This is a genomic window from Melittangium boletus DSM 14713 (assembly GCF_002305855.1).
Lineage (GTDB): Bacteria > Myxococcota > Myxococcia > Myxococcales > Myxococcaceae > Cystobacter > Cystobacter boletus.
On record NZ_CP022163.1, the window covers coordinates 3,905,689 to 3,923,380 of the forward strand.

A 17,692-nucleotide genomic window follows, 5' to 3' on the forward strand; every position below is an offset into this window, starting at 1 on the left:
CGGATGTCCTCCTGTCACATGCCCCCAGGCACCTGGGATTCCTCGGCCCGCTCCCGCGCGGCCTGCTCGAGGAGCGCGAGCACCTCTTCGTCCGTCGTTTGCGCGAAGTCCTCGTACCAGAGCCCCACCGCCATGAAGGGCTCCGGCGTGTCGACACAGACGATGTCGTCCACCTGCCGCGCGAGCGCCTCGCAGGTGGAAGGCGCCGCGGTGGGCACTCCCACCACGAGCCGGGAAGGCTTCTGGGACTTGAGTGCCGCGACGGCCGCGCGCATCGAGGAGCCCGTCGCGATGCCGTCGTCCACGAGAATGACGGTCTGGCCCTCGATGCGGGGAGGCGGCCCGCCGCGGCGGTACAGCCGCTCACGCCGCAACAGCTCACGCGCTTCTCTCCGGGCGGCCTCGTCGAGCACCGCGTCCGTCAAGCCCAGGCCGTCGACCACCTCGGGGTCCACGACGCGGACGCCGCCGCTGGCGAGCGCCCCCATCGCCAACTCCTCGTGGCCCGGGACTCCGAGCTTGCGGACCAGGAAGACATCCAGGCGAGCGCCCAGGTGCCGGGCGACCTCGAAGCCGACGGGAACTCCGCCCCGTGGCAAGGCGAGCACGATGACGTCCGTGCGTCCGGCATAGGCCTCCAAGGCGGACGCGAGCACCCTTCCCCCGTGGTGGCGATCTCGATAGCGGCGCATGAGGGAAAACTAGGACCGCGCTCCCTCGATGAGAGGAACCAGGCAGCGCGACGTCGGCCGCATCGGGCGGAGAGGCGCGAGGGACGCCCAGCACACGCCTGGCCTCGAGACAGGAGGAGGAGGGGGAACGGCGGCGCTACTTCACCGAGTCCGAGTCCCGGCACACGCACTCGCCACGGCCGAAGCCCGAGCAACCTCCCGACGTGTGGCCCTCCCTCTGGCAATACGCCCGGCACTCACCGCCCTGCCTCGGACAGCCGTGACCCCGTCCCCCCATCGTCGTCACGTCGTCCCCCGTCGGCGCGGCCTCCGCTTGCGACATCCGCACCTGCGACAGCTTCGGCGCATGCGCCTCCTCCGCTCCGCCGCAGACCGACAGGATGAACACCATGGGGGCGAGGGCCAGGGCCCTCCACTGCGTCTTCTTCATGAGCAGGCTCCTTCCCCATACGGGCAGTGGGGTCCCGGAAGGCTGGGGATGTCCGCCGCACCGGCCAAGCCGGACAAGCGCGCCGGGCCCCCGTGCGCCTCGCGACGTGCAATCCCGGCACGTGGGGCAGGCGTCCACCACCTCACACGAGGCCCTCATCCTGGGCGCGCATTCCCATCCATTTCTATTCAGGCTTCCTTGTGGATGGGCATGGAACCCCTTATTTTCCCAGGAGATTTTCTCCAGCTCCCTCCTCGATTCGACGGTTTTTCCATTCACCATGTCCACCGAACGGCTGCTCGCGTTGCTCGCGAGCCGGGGTCAGGCGCAGGCCCAGGAGTTGGCGGAGGCCCTGGGGGTGTCACAGCCCACGGTCTCGCGCCTCATCCAGGCGGCGGGCGATCGCATCTGCCGGATGGGGCGGACGCGCGCGACCCGCTACGCCCGCACGCGGGCCCTTCCCGGACTCGGGACGTCCCTTCCCGTCCACCGCATCGACGAAGCGGGGACGTGCACCCTCGCCGGGCACCTCCACCTGCTCTCCGCGGGGAGGCACTGGTACAGCGAGACCGACTCCTTGTTCGAGGGACTTCCCCCCTTCGCCTCGGACATGCGGCCGCAGGGGTATGTCGGCCGGATGTTCAGCGCGAAGTACCCGGAGCTGGCCCTGCCCGCGCGCATCACGCACTGGAACGATGATGACTGCCTCATCGCCCTCGCGCGACGAGGCGAGGACTGCGTGGGCCATCTCATCCTGGGGGAAGAATCCCTCGACCGCTGGTTCCGCCGGGACACCGTGTCCGTGCACCCCTCGGACTACCCCGCGTGGGCGCTCCGCTCGGACACGGAGCAGGTGGGCTCGTCCGCGGGCGGTGAGCACCCCAAGTTCCTGACGTACTCCGAGGGGCGTCACGTCCTGGTCAAGTTCGCGAGCCACGACGCGGGCGAGGTGGCCCGCCGCTGGAGGGATCTGCTCGTGTGCGAGAGCCTCGCGCTCGACGTCATCCGGCGGGCTGGCCTCGACGCCGCCTCGGCCCGCTGGTTCGACGAGGGGAACTACCGCTTCCTGGAGGTCGAGCGCTTCGACCGCGTGGGCGCCCGAGGACGGCGCGGCATGCTGTCCCTGGATGCCCTGGACAACGAATACATCGGGGCGGCGGGCCGTGGCGCCCACTGGACGAGCCTCGCGCCCCGGCTCCTGGAGCGGCGCTTCATCCAGGCCGAGGATGCCCGGCGCCTGCGCTGGCTCGACGTCTTCGGTCAGCTCATCGCCAACTCGGATCGCCATTTCGGCAACGTGAGCTTCCTCGAGACAGGGCCCCAGCGATTCCGGCTCGCGCCCGCCTACGACATGCTCCCGATGACGTTCGCGCCCTCCGTCACGACGGTCGTGGAGCGACCCTTCGAGCCCTCGCCACCCACCGCGGCAACCCTCGACGTCTGGGCCGATGCCGCCCTCCACGCGAGCACGTTCTGGACGCGGGCCGCCGGAGAGGCGGCCCTCAGCGAGGACTTCCGAGCGCTCGCGCGGCGCTGCCGGGACAGCGTGGACGCCCTGCGCGAGCGGCTGGGAGGCTGAGGCGGCGCGGCCCTCAGAACGCCTTGCGCGAGCCGATGAGGGCCACGCCCAGTCCCATGCAGGCCACGAGCGTGAAGGAGCCGCGCAGGCTCACCGCCTCCGCCATCAGGCCGATGAGCGGCGGGCCCAGGAGGAAGCCCAGGAAGCCGATGGTGGACACCGCCGCCAGGGCCACGCCCGCGGGAATCGTCTTGCTGCGGCCCGCCGCCCCATAGACGAGCGGCACCACGGACGACACCCCACAGCCCACCATCAGGAAGCCCAACAGCGCCGTGGGCAGGCGCGGCAGGAGCACCGCCGTCATCAGCCCCACCGCGATGAGCCCACCGCTCACCTGGAACACCCGCTGGAGGCCCAGCCGCCGCGTGAGCCCGTCCGCCAGGAAGCGCCCCGTGGCCATGGCCCCCATGAACACCGCGTACCCCGAGCCCACCCAGTCCCGCTCCGCGTGCACCACCCGCTGGAAGTACACCCCGCTCCAGTCGAACATCGCCCCCTCGCAGATCATGCAGCAGAAGGCCATCACCCCCAGGCCCCACAGCGAGCGGTCCGGCAGCGAGAGCACCCGCACCGCCGGGTGCCGCCCGGGCTCGTCCGGGAGGATGAAGCGCGCGCTCGCCGCGAGCGCCGCCAGCACGACGCCCAGCGTCCCCACGAAGTGCGGCAGCGGCGCCACGCGCCAGCCCATCATCGCCGAGCCCACCGCCGCCGCGACGAAGCCCGCCAGGCTCCACAGGCCGTGGAAGGACGCCATCACCGAGCGTCCATACAGCGCCTCCACCCCCACCGCCTGCGTGTTCACCGAGATGTTCACCAGGTTGCCCGCCATGCCGAACAGATACAGCACCCCCACGAGCGCGCCCAGGCTGCCCACCGCCCCGATGCCCACCAGCAGCCCCGCGTAGAGCACCAGCGCCCCGAGCACCACCTGGGCGCTCCCGCGGCGCGCCACCAGCCAGCCCGAGAAGGCGAGGCTCGTCATCGAGCCCGCGGGCAGCGCCAGCAGCGCCAGGCCCAGCGCCGCCTCGGTGAGCCCCAGCCGCTGCTGGATGCTCGGAATGCGCGACGCCCAGCTCGCGAAACACAACCCCTGCAGGAAGAACAACGTCCCCACCGCCAGGCGGTGGACGTGACGGGGATGGCCAACGACCGTGTCCGGGTGAATCATCTCTGGGCCCCGCGTGTCATGGCGCGCCCCCGAAATCAACCGCCCCGCGTGTTCAGCACGTGTCAGCGGATGGCGCCGCCTCCTCGCCCGCTCCGTCAATGTCAGACACCCCGCGTAGTGTGTGAGCCATCAAGGACACGAGCCCCAGGGGGTGCCACATGAGCTGGATTGTCTATTTGATGGGCGCGGCCGGCTTCGACTCGGTGCGCGACTTCCCCGAGGGCTGGGCCCCTCCGCCGCTCGGCCCCCGCGACGCCGTCATCCGCCAGCTGCGCGACGTGCTCCCCTCGCTCGTGTTCCCGAGCCCCACCGAGGGCAGCTACCACGGCGAGGGCTTCTCCATCACCTTCGACCTGGGCCCCTGGGAGGTGACGCCCCGTGTGCGGCTGCTCGTGCATGGCCCCTCGCGGGAGGCGCTCGACGTGCTCGGCCGCGTCGCCGAGGCGCTCGACGCGCGCGCGCTCGACACGGGCCTGGGGGACTTCATGCGCTTTCACAAGGACCCGGCCTCCGGCCGTCATGTCTGGCGGGACGCGCCCCCCTCGGAGTCCGGCTGGGCGCCGGCCTGACGGGACTCCTGACCCCGGGTCCACTGGCTCGCTCCGCACGGGGCTCCCACGTTTGTCTGGAATGGACAGAGGTGCCCGGCCCGCGCCGAGGCACCGTGGGAGGAGCCTCCATGGTCCGGAAGATTCACGAAGTGATGACACGCGGCGTGGAAGTGGTGCAACCCAGTGACACCGTGCGCGCGGCCGCCGAGATGATGCGCGACCTGTCGGTGGGTCCGCTGCCCGTCTGCAATGGCGCGCGCGTGGTGGGCATGGTGACCGACCGGGACATCGTCGTGCGCGCGGTGGCGCAGGGATTGGACCCCTCCACCGCGCGCGTCGCGGACGTCATGAGCCCCGGCATCGAGTACTGCTTCGATGACGAGGAGACGGACGCGGTGCTGCGGCGCATGGAGGAGCGGCAGGTGCGCCGCTTCGTCGTGGTGGACCGCAACAAGAAGCTGGTGGGCATCGTGGCGCTGGGGGACCTGTCCTCGAGCGAGGACCGCCAGCGCGTGGGCGAAACGCTCCAGGGCATCTCCGAGGGGCCCAGCACGCCCGTGTGAGCCTCGGGGCGCGCGCATTCCCCGCGCCAGGGACACGTCCGCCCGGTGGCCCTCCGGGAGGGACTGCACGAGGCCCTTGCCCGCTCCGGGGGGGCTCCCCAGGGTTCTCCTGGGGAAGCCACGAAGGAGCGACCATGGCCCGGAAGATTTCCGAAGTGATGACGCGTGACGTGGAGACGCTGCGGCCCACGGACACGGTGCGAGATGCCTCCGAGTCGATGCGCAGCCTCAACGTGGGGGTGCTGCCGGTGTGCGAGGGCGAGCGCGTGGTGGGGGTACTCACCGACCGCGACCTCATCGTGCGCGCCATCGCCCTGGGGATGGAGCCCTCCATCACCCAGGTGAGCGACGTGATGACGTCCAACGTGCAGGTATGCTTCGAGGACGACGACGTGGGCAGCGTGCTCGAGCGCATGAAGAAGCAGCAGCTGCGCCGCTTCGTCGTGGTGGACCGGGACGAGGCGCTGGTGGGCATCGTGTCCATCGGGGATTTGTCCCAGGACTTCGACGAGGAGCGCGTGGGCGAGGCCCTGGAGGGCATCTCCGAGCCGGCGCCGCCCCGGGAGTAGGGCCAGGGGGAGCGGCCGCCCGCCCGTCCTCCAGGCGGGCGAGGTAGGCCTTCCCGCCCGCCCGGATGATTTCGCGTTTGTCGAGTCTCACCTTGTGGGGAACGAGGTGACACATGCGCGGACACATCCAGGTCGGCTCCCTGAGGGGCATTCCCATCCGGGTGCACTTCACCTTCCTGCTCATCCTCCCCTTTCTCGCCTGGAGTTTCAGCCAGGCGTTCCGCGCCGCGGCCATCGCCGCGAACGTGCCCCCCGAGCGCCTGTCCGGGCCGCCCATCCTGTGGGGGTTGGGCGTCGCCGTGGCGCTCTTCCTGTCCGTGCTCCTGCACGAGCTCGCCCACTCCGTCTATGCCCTGGCCAAGGGCGGCGCCGTGTCCGACATCAGCCTGATGATGATTGGCGGCGTGTCGCGCATCACCCGCATGCCGGACGGGGCGCGGCACGAGGCGCTCATGGCGCTCGCGGGTCCGGTGACGAGCCTGGTGCTGGGCGCGCTGTCGCTGGGCGTCCACTTGCTGCTCGCGGGCACGGACTCCTTCAACCTGAGCTTCGCCTTCTTCTACCTGGGCTCGCTCAACATCTTCCTCGGCGTCTTCAACCTGCTGCCCGCCTTCCCCATGGATGGAGGCCGCATCCTGCGCGCGCTGCTCACCGGGAAGCTCGGGCGCGTGCGCGCCACGCGGGTGTCCGGCTGGGTGGGCCAGGGCTTCGCGCTGCTCTTCGGGCTCTACGCGCTGCTGTCCGGCAACTTCCTGCTGCTCTTCATCGCCTTCTTCGTCTTCATGGGCGCCGCGGCCGAGTCGCGCGACGTGCTCATGCAGTCCCGGCTGGGCGACGTGCCCGTGCGCGAGGTGATGAGCCGCAACACCGTCTCGGTGGACGCGAGCGCCACGCTGCGCGACGCCACGGAGCTGCTCTACACCGAGCGCCAGCGCGCCCTGCCCGTGGTGGAGGGGGGCCGCGTGGTGGGCCTGTTGATGCTCGAGTCCGTGCGCCAGGTGCCGGTGGATCGGCTCTCCAGCGTGCCCGTGCGCGAGCTCGCCCAGGAGGTGCCCGTGCTCACCCCGGACGCCACCGCGTGGGAAGCGCTCAAGGAGATGGGCCAGCGCCGCCTGACCCAGCTGCCCGTCACCGAGGGCGGCGTGCTCGTGGGCAGCCTCTCCCAGGAGGACCTGTTGCGCGCCCTGGAGCTGCGCGACCTGCGCGACTCGAAGGAGCCGCGCCAGCAGGGGCCCTGGGGCTTCGGCGGCCGCGAGAACCAGTCGCCCACCTGAGCCATGTCACTCCCTGGCGGTAGGGTGTCCGCCAACGACAGGGAGGGGTTCACATGATGAAGGGAACGGGGCGGACACTCGCCCAGGCGGCACGGGGCTTCACCGCGCTGGGAGCGCTCCTCGCGGGGAGCGCCCCGGCGCTCGCGGCCGGACGGGCCTGCGGCGACCACCACATCCCGGTGGCGCTCGCGCCCGGCCTGCCCGCGGACCAGCACGTGTTCGCGCGCCTGTGTCTGCCCGAGGGCCCCACGCCGCCCGCCACGGTACAGGTGCTCGTGCACGGCATCACCTACGGCCACCTGCACTGGGACTTCCCGGACCCCACCGGCCACACCCAGCGCTACTCGTACGTGAGCGCGGCGCTCGACGCGGGCTTCGCCACCCTGGCCCTGGATCGCATCGGGAGCGGGAAGAGCTCCCACCCCCTGGGCGCCCTCGTCACCATCGAGACCAACGCCTACGTCGTCCACCAGGTGATCCAGGCGCTGCGCGCGGGCACGGTGGCGGGCACCTCGGGCTCGCCCGGCTTCGAGAAGGTGGTGCTCGTGGGCCACTCCTATGGCTCCATGACCTCCTGGTACGCGGCGAGCGACTACCAGGACGTGGATGGCGTCATCCTCAGCGGCGTGAGCCACACCTTCCAGACCGCGGCGCCGCTGAGCGTCCTGCTGCCCCTGTGGCCCGCCGCGCTCGACCCGGCCTTCCTCGGCCAGGGCCACGACCTGACGTACCTGACCACCCGGCCCGGCACGCGCTACACCACCTTCTATGCCCCGAGCCCCGTCGACCCCGCCGTGCTCGCGCTCGACGAGCGGACCAAGGGCACGTTGACGCTCGCCGAGTTCGCCCCCTTCGCCCTCGTGCTCGCGCGCCCGCTGGACATCCGCGTCCCGGTGCTGCTCGTCAACGGCACCCAGGACGCGCTCTTCTGCGGCCCCACGCTCACGGGCACGGTCTGCGACAGCGCCCAGGCGCTGCTCGCCGCCGAGGCGCCCCGGCTCGGACCGAACGCGCCGTGCACGGAGGCGTGGGTGCTGCCCGGCGCGGGGCACATGCTCAACACGATTCCCGACGCGCCCCGGTGGTTCGCCGTGGCCCAGGAGTGGACGACCCGGCACATCGGCGCGGGCCCCGGCCCCGCGCCTGGCTGCGCGCCCTGAACGAGGAAAATTCACCCGCCGCGGGGGGTGCGCTTCCGAGGGGTTCCCGTTGTCCCGGGTGTCCAAGAAAGACAGACACGAAATCCGCCGTCCCGGCGTCTGTCTTTCGTCTGTCTTTGAGCGTAGAATCGAGACATCGGGTCACATCCCGTGGACCGATGACACGCCCTGGGGGAAACACCATGCCCACGATGAAAGCCGCTGTGGTGCGAGCGAAGCACGGACCCTTCTCGCTGGAGGACGTGGAACTCGAGGAGCCGCGAGACAACGAGGTGCTGGTGCGCATCACGGGCGTGGGCCTGTGCCACACCGACCTGGCCGTGAGGGATCAGCACATGCCCGTGCCGCTGCCCGCGGTGCTCGGCCACGAGGGCGCGGGCATCGTCGAGAGGGTGGGCCGCCACGTCACCGGCTTCGTCCCAGGAGATCCCGTCGTCATGAGCTACGCGAGCTGCGGCACCTGCCCCAACTGCCAGCGGGGCCTCAATGCCTACTGCCCGGAAATCTTCCCCCGCAACCTGAGCGGCGGCCGGCTCGATGGAAGCTCGCCCCACCGCGATGCCCGGGGGGAGCGCATCCACGGCTGCTTCTGCGCGCAGTCCTCCTTCGCCGAGTACGCGCTCGCCCCGGAGGACAGCCTCGTGAAGCTGCCCCGGGACGTGCCCGTGCACCTCATGGGGCCCCTGGGCTGCTCGATGCAGACGGGCGCGGGCGCCATCCTCAACGCGCTCCGGCCCGAGCCGGGCAGCTCGCTCGTCATCTTCGGCCTGGGCTCGGTGGGGCTCTCGGCCCTCATGGCCGCGCGGGTGGCGGGCTGCGCGCCCCTCATCGCGGTGGACCTGCTGGAGTCGCGGCTCGCGCTCGCCCGGGAGCTCGGCGCCACCCATTGTCTCTCCGCCCGCGAGGGGGACGTGGTGGAGCGGGTGCGCGCCCTCACCGGGGGCGAGGGCACGCAGTACTCGCTGGACTGCACGGGCGCGCCGGGCGTCGTGCGTCAGGCCGTGGAGTCGCTGCGGCTCACCGGTGTGTGCGGCATCATCGGGCTCATGCCCATGGGCACCGAGTTCACGCTCGACATGAACACCGTGCTCCATGGCCGCACGCTGCGCGGCATCGTCGAGGGGGACAGCGTCCCGCGGCGCTTCATCCCCCGGCTCGTCGAGCTGTGGCGCGAGGGGCGCTTCCCGCTCGAGCGGCTCATCCAGACCTGGCCGCTCTCCCGGATTGACGAGGCCGCGAGGGCGAGCGCGCGCGGGGAAGTGCTCAAGGCCGTGCTGATGCCCGGCGCGTAAGCAGGACGTGTCCACTCCCCGGGCATTGCAACACCCCGACATCACGGCGGAGGAGTGTGACGTGGCCCACGGCCCCCCCTCCCTCCAGGGCAGCACTCCCCGCGCCCACATCGGCTCCCTAGCTTGCAAGGCACGATGCGGATGTCACTCGACTCACCCGTGGCACGCGCCCGCGCCCTCCCCTGGAAGGCGCGGGCCGTGGAGGAGCTCACCGCCGCGCGCGCCCGCATGCGGCGCATGCTCGAGGGACTTCCCGGGTCCGTGCTCGTCCAGCAGCACTCGCCCCTCATGTCCCCGCTCTTCTGGGACGTGGCCCACGTGGCCAACCAGGAGGAGCAGTGGCTCTTGCGCGCCCTCGGTGCGCCCGCGCTCACCACCGCGGACTTCGACGCGCTCTACGACGCGTTCCGCCACCCGCGCGCCACGCGCTGCCAACTGCCGCTGCTGCCCCCGGCCCAGGCCTTCGCCTACGCCGCGCGGGTGCGCGAGGCCGTGCTCGAGCACCTCCAGCGGTTCCCCGAGGACTCGGACGTGCCGCTCTTGCGCGGGGGCCTCGTCTTCGGGCTCGTCGCCCAGCACGAGCAGCAGCACCTGGAGACGCTGTGCGCCACGTTGCAGTGGATGACGTCGCACGCGTACCGGCCCGCCGCGCGCCCGCGGCCCCGTCCCGGCCGCGCCGCCCAGGGTGAGGTGTACCTGCCGGGAGGTCTCGTGCGGCTGGGGAGCGACTCGCCCTGGGCCTACGACAACGAGCGCCCCGCGCACCTCGTGCGGGTGCCCGGCTTCCTCCTGGACGCGCACCCGGTGACGAACGGGGACTACGCGGTGTTCGTCGCCTCGGGGGGCTACGAGGACGCGCGCTGGTGGGACCCCCAGGGCTACGCCTGGATCCGGGAGCAGGGCGTGCGCCATCCGCTCTTCTGGATTCCGCAGGCGGGAGGCGCGTGGCTGCGCAGGCGCTTCGGGTGGGTGGAGCCGCTGCCCGCGGACGAGCCCGTGCAGCACGTGTGCTGGTACGAGGCGGACGCCTACGCGCGCTGGGCCGGCAAGCGGCTGCCCACCGAGGCCGAGTGGGAGCGGGCCGCGTCGGGGCTGGCGGGCGCGTCCCGCGTGTTTCCGTGGGGGGACACGCCCGCGGGGCGGGAGCGGGCGAACCTGGGGGGCGACACGTGGGGCCCCTCTCCCGTGGGGAGCTACCCGGCGGGGGCCACGCCCGAGGGCATCTGGGGGCTTATCGGGGACGTGTGGGAGTGGACGAGCAGCACGTTCCACGGCCACCCCGGCTTCGTGGCCTTTCCCTATCGCGAATATTCGGAGGTCTTCTTCGGGACGGAGTACCGGGTCCTGAAGGGGGGCGCCTGGGCGAGTGCTCCGGTCGCCGTCCGCAACAGTTTCCGCAACTGGGACTACCCCATCCGCCGGCACATCTTCGCCGGTTTCCGGTGCGCGCGCGACGCGAGGTGAGGGCACATGGCGGACAGCAAGGGGCAGGGTGGGCGAGGGGCGCTGAGAAGGCAGGCGCCGGCGGTGACGATGGAGGTGCACCTGGAGTCGGGCGAGGCGCGGCGCGCGCTGCTCGCGGAGGTGCGCTCGGGGCTGTGCGTGGAGGGAAGGCTCAAGGAGCTGTCGCCCAAGTGGCTCTATGACGAGCGCGGCAGCCAGCTCTTCGACGACATCACCCGCCTGCCCGAGTACTACCCCACGCGGCGCGAGAAGGAGATCCTCCAGGCGCACGCGCGGGACATCGCCCGCGAGAGTGGCGCGGACACGTTGATTGAACTGGGCAGTGGGAGCAGCGAGAAGACGCGCTGGCTGCTCGACGCCATGCGCGCCGAGGGAAGGCTGCGGCGCTTCATCCCCTTCGACGTGAGCGAGGCCTTCCTGCGCCAGGCGGCCGAGGCGGTGGCGCACGACTACCCGGGGCTGGAGGTGCACGCCGTGGTGGGCGACTTCGAGCGGCACCTCGGGCGCTGGCCGCGCGGGGGGCGGGCCCTGGTGGCGTTCCTCGGAGGCACCATCGGCAACCTCAAGCCCCCCGAGCGCGCGCGCTTCTACGCGAGCCTGTCCGCGAGCCTGTCACCGGGAGAGGGCGTGCTCGTGGGGACGGATCTGCTCAAGGATCGGGCCCGGTTGTTCGCCGCGTACAATGATCGGCAGGGGGTGACGGCGGCCTTCAACCGCAACGTGCTCCACGTGCTCAACCACGAGCTGGGGGCGGACTTCGATCCCCGGGCCTTCGAGCACCTGGCGCCCTTCGACGAGGAGAACCGGTGGGTGGAGATGCGGCTCATCTCCACGCGGGCGCAGACGGTGCGGCTGCCGGCCCTGCGCCGGCATGTGAACTTCGCCGAGGGCGAGCCGCTGCGCACCGAGGTGAGCTGCAAGTTCCTCCCCGAGCAGGTGGAGGCGGAGCTGGACGCGGCGGGCTTCACGCTCGCCGAGCGCTGGACGGACGCGGCGGGGGATTTCGCACTCTCTCTCGCGCTCAAGCGCTGAGAAATCCGCGCCCGAGCGCCCGCCGCCCGACATTCCAGGGGCCCCGGGCGGCACGTGGCGTCCAGCGCCCGACACCTGGAGTGCGTCCTCATGGGGGGGGCAGACCCCGTCGGCGTCCACTTGCGTCATACCTCTCGCATCAGCGGTCCAGCCTCTGGCGTCGAGCGGCGGCGGGCCCCACATGTGAGCGCCGAGGACGATCATCCGGGGGGAAGGGTCGTCCACCAGGTGCCTGGGGGATTCATCGGGCGCACGCCCGGGACGGGATGACCGTCCCAGGTGGTGGCGCCCGATGTCTTTGCGGGGGAAGGCCTCACCCCACAGGGCGCGCTAGTGGAGTGTCCGACAAGTTTTTCAACATAGTCGAGACCAGGGGGCTGGTTGGGAGGAGGATGAGACTGGGTAAGTTGGGTGGATGAGGAGACGACCGCCGCACCTCCTCCACCTCTCGCCTGGGGAAGTGGCCTACCTCAAGACGCTGGTGGAGGACGGACGTACCGAGCAGCGCGTCGCGCGCCGAGCGCGCGTCCTGCTGGCCATGACTGACCCGGACACCGTCGTGTCGGAGTTGGCCGACAGGCTTGAGCTGGAGCGCACCACCATTTGGCACTTGTGCCGTCGCTACGAAGCGTACGGTGTCGATGTCGTGCTGGATGCGCCCCGCTCCGGCCGTCCGCGGGAGCTTTCCCCCCCTGCAACGAGTAGAGGTGGAACAGTTGGCGTGTTGTGAGCCGGCGGGCGTGGGCTTGCAGATGATGCACTGGTCCACCCGGAGCCTGGCCCTGGTGGCACGCCGACGGGGTATTGCCCCGACCCTCTCCCACTCCACGGTGGCGCTCATCCTGCGCGAGGCTGACTTGCAGCCTCACCGCACGCGTTACTGGAAGACACCCACCCTGGACGACACCTTCCGTCACAAAGCGGCCCAGGTGCTGTGGTGCTACGAGCAGGCGCGGCAGCTGGCCCAGAGGAACGAAGTGGTGGTGTGCGTGGACGAGAAGCCCAACATCCAGGTGCTGCACGGTGAGCAGCCCGTGCGGCCCATGCAACCCGGCCTCATCGAACGCCGGGAGTTCGAGTACGTGCGGCGTGGCACGGTGAACCTCCTGGTCAAGCTCGTGGTGCACTCCGGCCGCATGCGCAGCTGGCACCTGGAGAGAAACAACGGGGAGTGCTTGCGCGCCGTACTGCCGCGGCTACTTGGGGACCATCGCGACGCCAGGCGCATCCACCTCATCTGGGACAACGCCCCCAGTCACACCGCCGGGCAGACGCACGACTTCCTCCGCACTCACTACCCGCACGTCCGGGTGCTTTTCACTCCAGCCCACGCCTCCTGGCTCAACCAGGCGGAGTTGCTGCTACGCGCCTTCGCCGAGCGCTACCTGCGACGCGGGGACTGGGCCAGCCGTGACGAGTTCGTCGAGCACCTCGACGCCAGCTGGCCCGAGTACAACCGCTTCTACGCCCACCCCTTCACCTGGTCCTGGACTCGCGCCAAGATGCACTCGTGGGTGGACCGCCACCTGTCCTGACTATGTTGAAAAACTTGTCGGACACTCCACTAGGGGACGTTGGCCGGGACGTGGATGCCCGCGCAGGCCTCGGCCGCCCGCTGCACTTCCTCCACGGTGACCCCCGGCAGACTCGCGCACAGGAACAAGTCCCGTCCCACGCGCCGGGCGCCGATGAACGCCGGATGGGCCTCGCTCTCGCCCGCGTCTTCCCCGGTGGCCGCCAACATCACCCGCACCATCACGAAGTCCGTGCCCTTCTCGGCGCGGGCGTCCGAGCGCGTGAAGCCCTCGAAGGCCCGGGACACCGAGTCGAGCAGGGCCTCGGGCTCGGGCAGGGACGCGCCCTCGTTGGGACGCAGGTCCACGCGCAGCACGGGGTGTTGAGGGGGACCGAACTGGAGGCTGCCATCCTGCGTGGGCTGGTTGCTCCACCCCGGCGGCAGCGGAACCTTCACCCCCACCCGGCGCGGTGGCGGGGAAGCCGCCCCGGCGGGGGACGCCTCCTCCTCGCCCACGCCCTCGCGCGGGGACTTCCCGCGACAACCTTCACACCCGGCCGCCCCCACGGCGAGCGCCACCAGGGCGGCCCAGACTCGAGGGGGCGGCGCGCGCATCACCTACTTCTTCACCTCGCCCCCCACCGGAGGTGGAGGGGTGCCCTTGGCGCCGAGGTTCTCCATCTTGCTGGTGCCCTCGAAGATGACGCCCCGGTCCATGGTGAGCGCGGGCGACTCCAGGTTGCCCTTCACCCGCGCGGGCGCGTGCAGCTCGATGAGCTGCGCGGCGCGCACGTTGCCCTCCACGGTGCCGTTGATGATGACGGTGCCGGCGTTGATCTCCGCCTGGACCCGGGCGCCCTCGCCAATGACGAGCACGTCCTTGGTGATGATCTGCCCGTTGAACTTCCCGTCGATGCGAACCTGTCCCTCGAAGGTGAGCTTGCCCTCGAATTCGCTGCCCTTGCCCAGCAGCGTATGAACCTCACCCGGACGCGTTGCCACGCTTTCCTCCTGTCTCGAACCAATGCCTAGAAGCGGTACGTTCGTCTTCTCTTCTTTTTTGCCGCCGAGGAGCGCCACGTCCCTACTCCTTCCTGAAGACCTTCAGGATGCGATCCAGATCATCGTACGAGAAGTAGTCGACCTCCAGGGTGCCTTTTCCACTGCCTTTCTCGACGAGGCGCACCTTGGTGCCGAGCGCGCGCTGCAACTCCTCGACGAGCGCCTTCACCTGGGGGCTCTGCTTCTTGGGCGGAGCGGAGGCGGTCTCCTTCGGCTTCTGCCCCTTGGCCTGTTGCACGAGCTTCTCGGTGTCGCGCACGCTCAGCTTGCGAGCGGCCACCTGCGAGGCGAGCTCCGTCATCTCCGGCAGCCGCGGCACGCCGAGCAGCGCGCGCGCATGGCCGGCGCTCAACTGCCCCGTGGCCACCATGCCCTTCACATCGTCCGGGAGCCCGAGCAGGCGCAGGGCGTTGGCCACCGTGGGGCGCTCCTTGCCCACGCGCTGGGCCACCTGGTCCTGCGTGAGGCCGAACTCCTCCACGAGCCGGTGGTAGCCCTCGGCCTCTTCCATGGGATTGAGGTCCGAGCGCTGGAGGTTCTCCACGAGCGCGAGCTCGAAGGCCTCCACCTCGGTGACGTCGCGGATGATGGCGGGAATCTCATGCAGGCCCGCGAGCTGGCTGGCGCGCCAGCGGCGCTCCCCGGCGATCAGCTTGAAGCCCGCGCCATCCTTGCGCACGAGCACGGGCATGAGCACGCCCTGGGCCTTGATGGACTCGGTGAGCTCGCGCAGCTTCTCCTCGTCGAAGTGGCGGCGGGGCTGGAGCGTGTCGCGATGGATGGCCTCGATGGGCAGCTTGAGCACGGCGCCCTTGGGAGGCGGAGGCGGCTCGGGCGGTACCACCGAGGCCCCCGCCGGAGCGGGAGGCGCGGCCTGGGGGATGAGGGCGGAGAGGCCACGGCCCAACGCCCGCTTCTGCTTGTCACCGTTCAACACTGCGTGCACTCCCACCGGGGCGGCCCCGGGCGATCAGATCCTGACACGGCTCACCACGCGGGGACCTGAGACCCGGTGGGAGGCTCCGGCGTGGGGCGGGCTGCCCCCGGAACCGTGGATGACACCTCCCGCTCCGGACCGCCTCCACCCGCGCCCTATATAAGGAGGCGGAGGCGGAACACCGGAGCCGGAGCACTAGGCGCGGGGCTGGGCGCGGGACTTGGGCGCCGGGGCGGCCTCGAGCGCCGGGGGAGAGGCGGGCTCGCGCTGCATGATCTCCCGGCCGAGCGCGAGGTAGCTCTCACAGCCCTTGGACTTGATGTCGTAGAGGATGATGGGCTTGCCGAACGAGGGGCACTCCGCGAGGCGCACGTTGCGGGGCACCACGGAGGTGAAGACCTGCTCCTTGAAGAAGCCGCGCACGTCCTCCACCACCTGGTTGGCGATGTTGGCGCGGGCGTCGAACATGGTGAGCAGGATGCCCTCCATCTTGAGGTCCGGATTGAAGGCCTGCCGCACCAGGTCGATGGTGTGGTTGAGCTGGGACAGACCCTCGAGCGCGTAGTACTCGCACTGGAGCGGGATGAGCACCGAGTCCGCGGCGATGAGCGCGTTGAGGGTGAGCAGCCCGAGCGAGGGCGGGCAGTCGATGAGGATGTAGTCGTACTGGTCCGCGAGCGGGCGCAGGGCGTTGCGCAGGCGGTACTCGCGCTGCTCCTGGGAGACGAGCTCCACCTCGGCGCCGGTGAGGTCCGGGGTGGCGGGAACCACCTGGAGGTAGCGCAGCTCGGTGGAGTGGAGGAGCTCGCGCATGGGACGGCCGCCGAGCAGGGCGTCATAGACGGTGCCCTGGAGTTCCTCGCGCTTGAGCCCGAGGCCACTGCCCGCGTTGCCCTGCGGGTCCATGTCGACGAGGAGCGTCTTGCGCTCGGCGGAGGCGAGGCTCGCGGCCAGGTTGATGGCGGTGGTCGTCTTGCCGACCCCGCCCTTCTGATTCGAGATGCAGATGATTCGACCCACGCGTTCCATCCTTGGGGGAGGGCTGTAGCGACCCGACGCATTGATCCATCAAACGGCCGGGTGATCCAGTCCGTGACCGGATCAGCGCTTTAGCCTGCCCGCCTGACATGCGCGCGGCCACGGACGGGGGGCGAAGACCGGGGCACGGGCCGCGCGGGGGACGGTGGCGGAACGGTTCCACGTGGAACGGGCGCGGGGGAAACGCCCCGGAAAGAAGCACGGCGCCGGGACGGGGGGCGCGGGAGCCCGGAGGCGCGTTCCGCCCGGGGGATGGCGCCTCACGCGGACTCGGACGGAGCCAGGAGACCGGGCCGTGGCGTTCCACGTGGAACGGGGGAAGGGACGCATCGGGCCGGATTGGAGCCGGAAGACGAAGGTCGGCGTTCCACGTGGAACAGGCGGCGCGCCGGGGCGGAGGCATCAGAACACCGGACCACTTCTCCTCGTCGGGCGTGCGGCGGGAGCACAGGGCGAGGCGTTCCACGTGGAACAGGAAGAGTGGCACATCGCACCGGATGCGGAGGCGCCTTGGAACCAATTCGTTCCGGGTTGGCGCCAGAGATGGGGGAAGGCGTTCCACGTGGAACGGGGGTGGCGAAAAACACCGGTCCACCGCGCGGGCCCGGGTTCTGGTCCGCCCAGGAGCCGCACGGGTGAGGGGGAGGTAACGTTCCACGTGGAACAAACCGGGGAGAGCGCAAGACCCCGCTCCCCCGTCTGGATGCGATTCGCGGTGGCCGCTCAGACGGCGCCGTTCCACGTGGAACAAGACGGGAGGACCGGCACAAGGTGCGCGCCCGCGTGAATCCTGGCCGGAAGCGGAGGCCAACCCCACGCGGAGGACGTTCCACGTGGAACATGGAAGGGTGCGAAAAGTCCCCGCCCCTTTCCTTCTCCGCCCCACTTGGGAAAGGAGACATTCCACGTGGAACAGGTAAGGGGCGGGGCGACACGCACGCACGCCCGGCCTCGGGCCGGATGGCGACGGGAAGTTCCACGTGGGACAAGGCGCGGGAAGATTTCGGCCGCTCAGCTTCACGAGCGCGCCACGAGCGTTCTACGTGGAACGGCCTCAACGTGCCTGACTCTCTGTTCCACGTGGAGCAGGCGACTGGCGGCTTGGCGCCCCACCCCTGCTTTCGGCTTCCTCCGCTAAGATGCCCCTCCAGCTAAGCAGGGGCCCGCACGGGAGGGCGTTCCACGTGGAACATCTGACCGTGTCACTTCCCTCTGTTCCGCCCGGAACGAAGACAGCCCATCCCCTCCTCGCCCGTTCCACGTGGAACAGCACGCGCCCACAGTCGCTGCCAGGAATAGGCGAGGCGAGCCTTGGCTCCTATCCAGGCAGCTTTTGCATTCGGGGCACTGGGGGTTCCACATGGA

18 protein-coding genes are annotated in these 17,692 nt (G+C 70.7%); 11 read left to right on the forward strand and 7 right to left on the reverse strand.

The window, feature by feature from the left end; genetic code table 11:
* Window positions 1-14: 14 nt before the first annotated feature.
* Both MEBOL_RS42155 and MEBOL_RS16530 read right to left on the reverse strand, forming a co-directional pair.
* Window positions 15-692 (reverse strand): phosphoribosyltransferase, encoded by a 678-nt coding sequence (locus MEBOL_RS42155; protein ID WP_095978345.1) that lies wholly within the window; start codon window positions 690-692, stop codon window positions 15-17.
* A 136-nt stretch (window positions 693-828) separates the two neighbouring features.
* Window positions 829-1,122, reverse strand: coding sequence for a hypothetical protein (locus MEBOL_RS16530; RefSeq protein ID WP_095978346.1), 294 nt, complete (start codon window positions 1,120-1,122; stop codon window positions 829-831).
* Window positions 1,123-1,402: 280 nt separating this feature from the next.
* Here MEBOL_RS16530 and yjjJ point away from each other — a divergent pair, with 280 nt between their 5' ends.
* Window positions 1,403-2,701 carry a type II toxin-antitoxin system HipA family toxin YjjJ gene (gene yjjJ / locus MEBOL_RS16535; RefSeq protein WP_095978347.1) on the forward strand — a complete coding sequence of 433 codons (1,299 nt, stop codon included), beginning with the start codon at window positions 1,403-1,405 and terminating at the stop codon, window positions 2,699-2,701.
* Window positions 2,702-2,714: 13 nt separating this feature from the next.
* On the opposite strand, the gene MEBOL_RS16540 is transcribed toward yjjJ, so the two are convergent.
* Window positions 2,715-3,869: an MFS transporter gene (locus MEBOL_RS16540; RefSeq protein ID WP_095978348.1), complete on the reverse strand. Its 1,155-nt coding sequence runs from the start codon at window positions 3,867-3,869 to the stop codon at window positions 2,715-2,717.
* A 158-nt stretch (window positions 3,870-4,027) separates the two neighbouring features.
* Between MEBOL_RS16540 and MEBOL_RS16545 the strand changes: the two genes are divergently transcribed.
* The 10 genes from MEBOL_RS16545 (at window position 4,028) to MEBOL_RS16590 (ending at window position 13,309) form a co-directional block, all read left to right on the forward strand.
* On the forward strand, window positions 4,028-4,438 hold the full coding sequence (locus MEBOL_RS16545) for a hypothetical protein (protein ID WP_157775050.1): 411 nt from the start codon (window positions 4,028-4,030) through the stop codon (window positions 4,436-4,438).
* A gap of 110 nt (window positions 4,439-4,548) precedes the next feature.
* Complete coding sequence (locus tag MEBOL_RS16550) at window positions 4,549-4,983, forward strand: CBS domain-containing protein (RefSeq protein ID WP_095978350.1); 435 nt, start codon at window positions 4,549-4,551, stop codon at window positions 4,981-4,983.
* 134 nt (window positions 4,984-5,117) lie between these two features.
* Window positions 5,118-5,552 carry a CBS domain-containing protein gene (locus MEBOL_RS16555; protein ID WP_095978351.1) on the forward strand — a complete coding sequence of 145 codons (435 nt, stop codon included), beginning with the start codon at window positions 5,118-5,120 and terminating at the stop codon, window positions 5,550-5,552.
* 113 nt (window positions 5,553-5,665) lie between these two features.
* On the forward strand, window positions 5,666-6,826 hold the full coding sequence (locus MEBOL_RS16560; protein ID WP_095978352.1) for a site-2 protease family protein: 1,161 nt from the start codon (window positions 5,666-5,668) through the stop codon (window positions 6,824-6,826).
* A 53-nt stretch (window positions 6,827-6,879) separates the two neighbouring features.
* A complete protein-coding gene (locus MEBOL_RS16565) occupies window positions 6,880-7,986 on the forward strand; it encodes an alpha/beta hydrolase (RefSeq protein ID WP_095978353.1) in 1,107 nt (368 codons plus the stop codon).
* 182 nt (window positions 7,987-8,168) lie between these two features.
* Window positions 8,169-9,278, forward strand: a complete 1,110-nt coding sequence (locus MEBOL_RS16570) for an NAD(P)-dependent alcohol dehydrogenase (RefSeq protein WP_095978354.1) — start codon at window positions 8,169-8,171, stop codon at window positions 9,276-9,278.
* A gap of 141 nt (window positions 9,279-9,419) precedes the next feature.
* The gene (gene egtB, locus MEBOL_RS16575) at window positions 9,420-10,742 is read left to right on the forward strand and encodes an ergothioneine biosynthesis protein EgtB (protein ID WP_095978355.1); all 1,323 of its coding nucleotides are present in this window, start codon (window positions 9,420-9,422) and stop codon (window positions 10,740-10,742) included.
* 69 nt (window positions 10,743-10,811) lie between these two features.
* A complete protein-coding gene (egtD, locus tag MEBOL_RS16580; RefSeq protein WP_425437642.1) occupies window positions 10,812-11,774 on the forward strand; it encodes an L-histidine N(alpha)-methyltransferase in 963 nt (320 codons plus the stop codon).
* A 460-nt stretch (window positions 11,775-12,234) separates the two neighbouring features.
* Entirely contained in the window at window positions 12,235-12,504 is a 270-nt protein-coding gene (locus tag MEBOL_RS16585; protein ID WP_245918869.1) for a helix-turn-helix domain-containing protein, read from the forward strand.
* Window positions 12,482-13,309: an IS630 family transposase gene (locus MEBOL_RS16590; RefSeq protein WP_157774696.1), complete on the forward strand. Its 828-nt coding sequence runs from the start codon at window positions 12,482-12,484 to the stop codon at window positions 13,307-13,309. The genes MEBOL_RS16585 and MEBOL_RS16590 overlap by 23 nt, the downstream gene beginning before the upstream one ends.
* Window positions 13,310-13,338: 29 nt before the next feature.
* Here the strand turns inward: MEBOL_RS16590 and MEBOL_RS16595 are convergent, their stop codons facing one another.
* The 4 genes from MEBOL_RS16595 to MEBOL_RS16610 form a co-directional block, all read right to left on the reverse strand.
* The gene (locus MEBOL_RS16595) at window positions 13,339-13,905 is read right to left on the reverse strand and encodes a hypothetical protein (RefSeq protein ID WP_095978357.1); all 567 of its coding nucleotides are present in this window, start codon (window positions 13,903-13,905) and stop codon (window positions 13,339-13,341) included.
* Between the two features lie 3 nt (window positions 13,906-13,908).
* Window positions 13,909-14,292, reverse strand: coding sequence for a bactofilin family protein (locus MEBOL_RS16600; protein WP_425437626.1), 384 nt, complete (start codon window positions 14,290-14,292; stop codon window positions 13,909-13,911).
* 82 nt (window positions 14,293-14,374) lie between these two features.
* Window positions 14,375-15,289: a ParB/RepB/Spo0J family partition protein gene (locus MEBOL_RS16605; RefSeq protein WP_095978359.1), complete on the reverse strand. Its 915-nt coding sequence runs from the start codon at window positions 15,287-15,289 to the stop codon at window positions 14,375-14,377.
* A gap of 195 nt (window positions 15,290-15,484) precedes the next feature.
* The gene (locus tag MEBOL_RS16610) at window positions 15,485-16,309 is read right to left on the reverse strand and encodes a ParA family protein (protein ID WP_095982822.1); all 825 of its coding nucleotides are present in this window, start codon (window positions 16,307-16,309) and stop codon (window positions 15,485-15,487) included.
* Window positions 16,310-17,692: the final 1,383 nt, after the last annotated feature.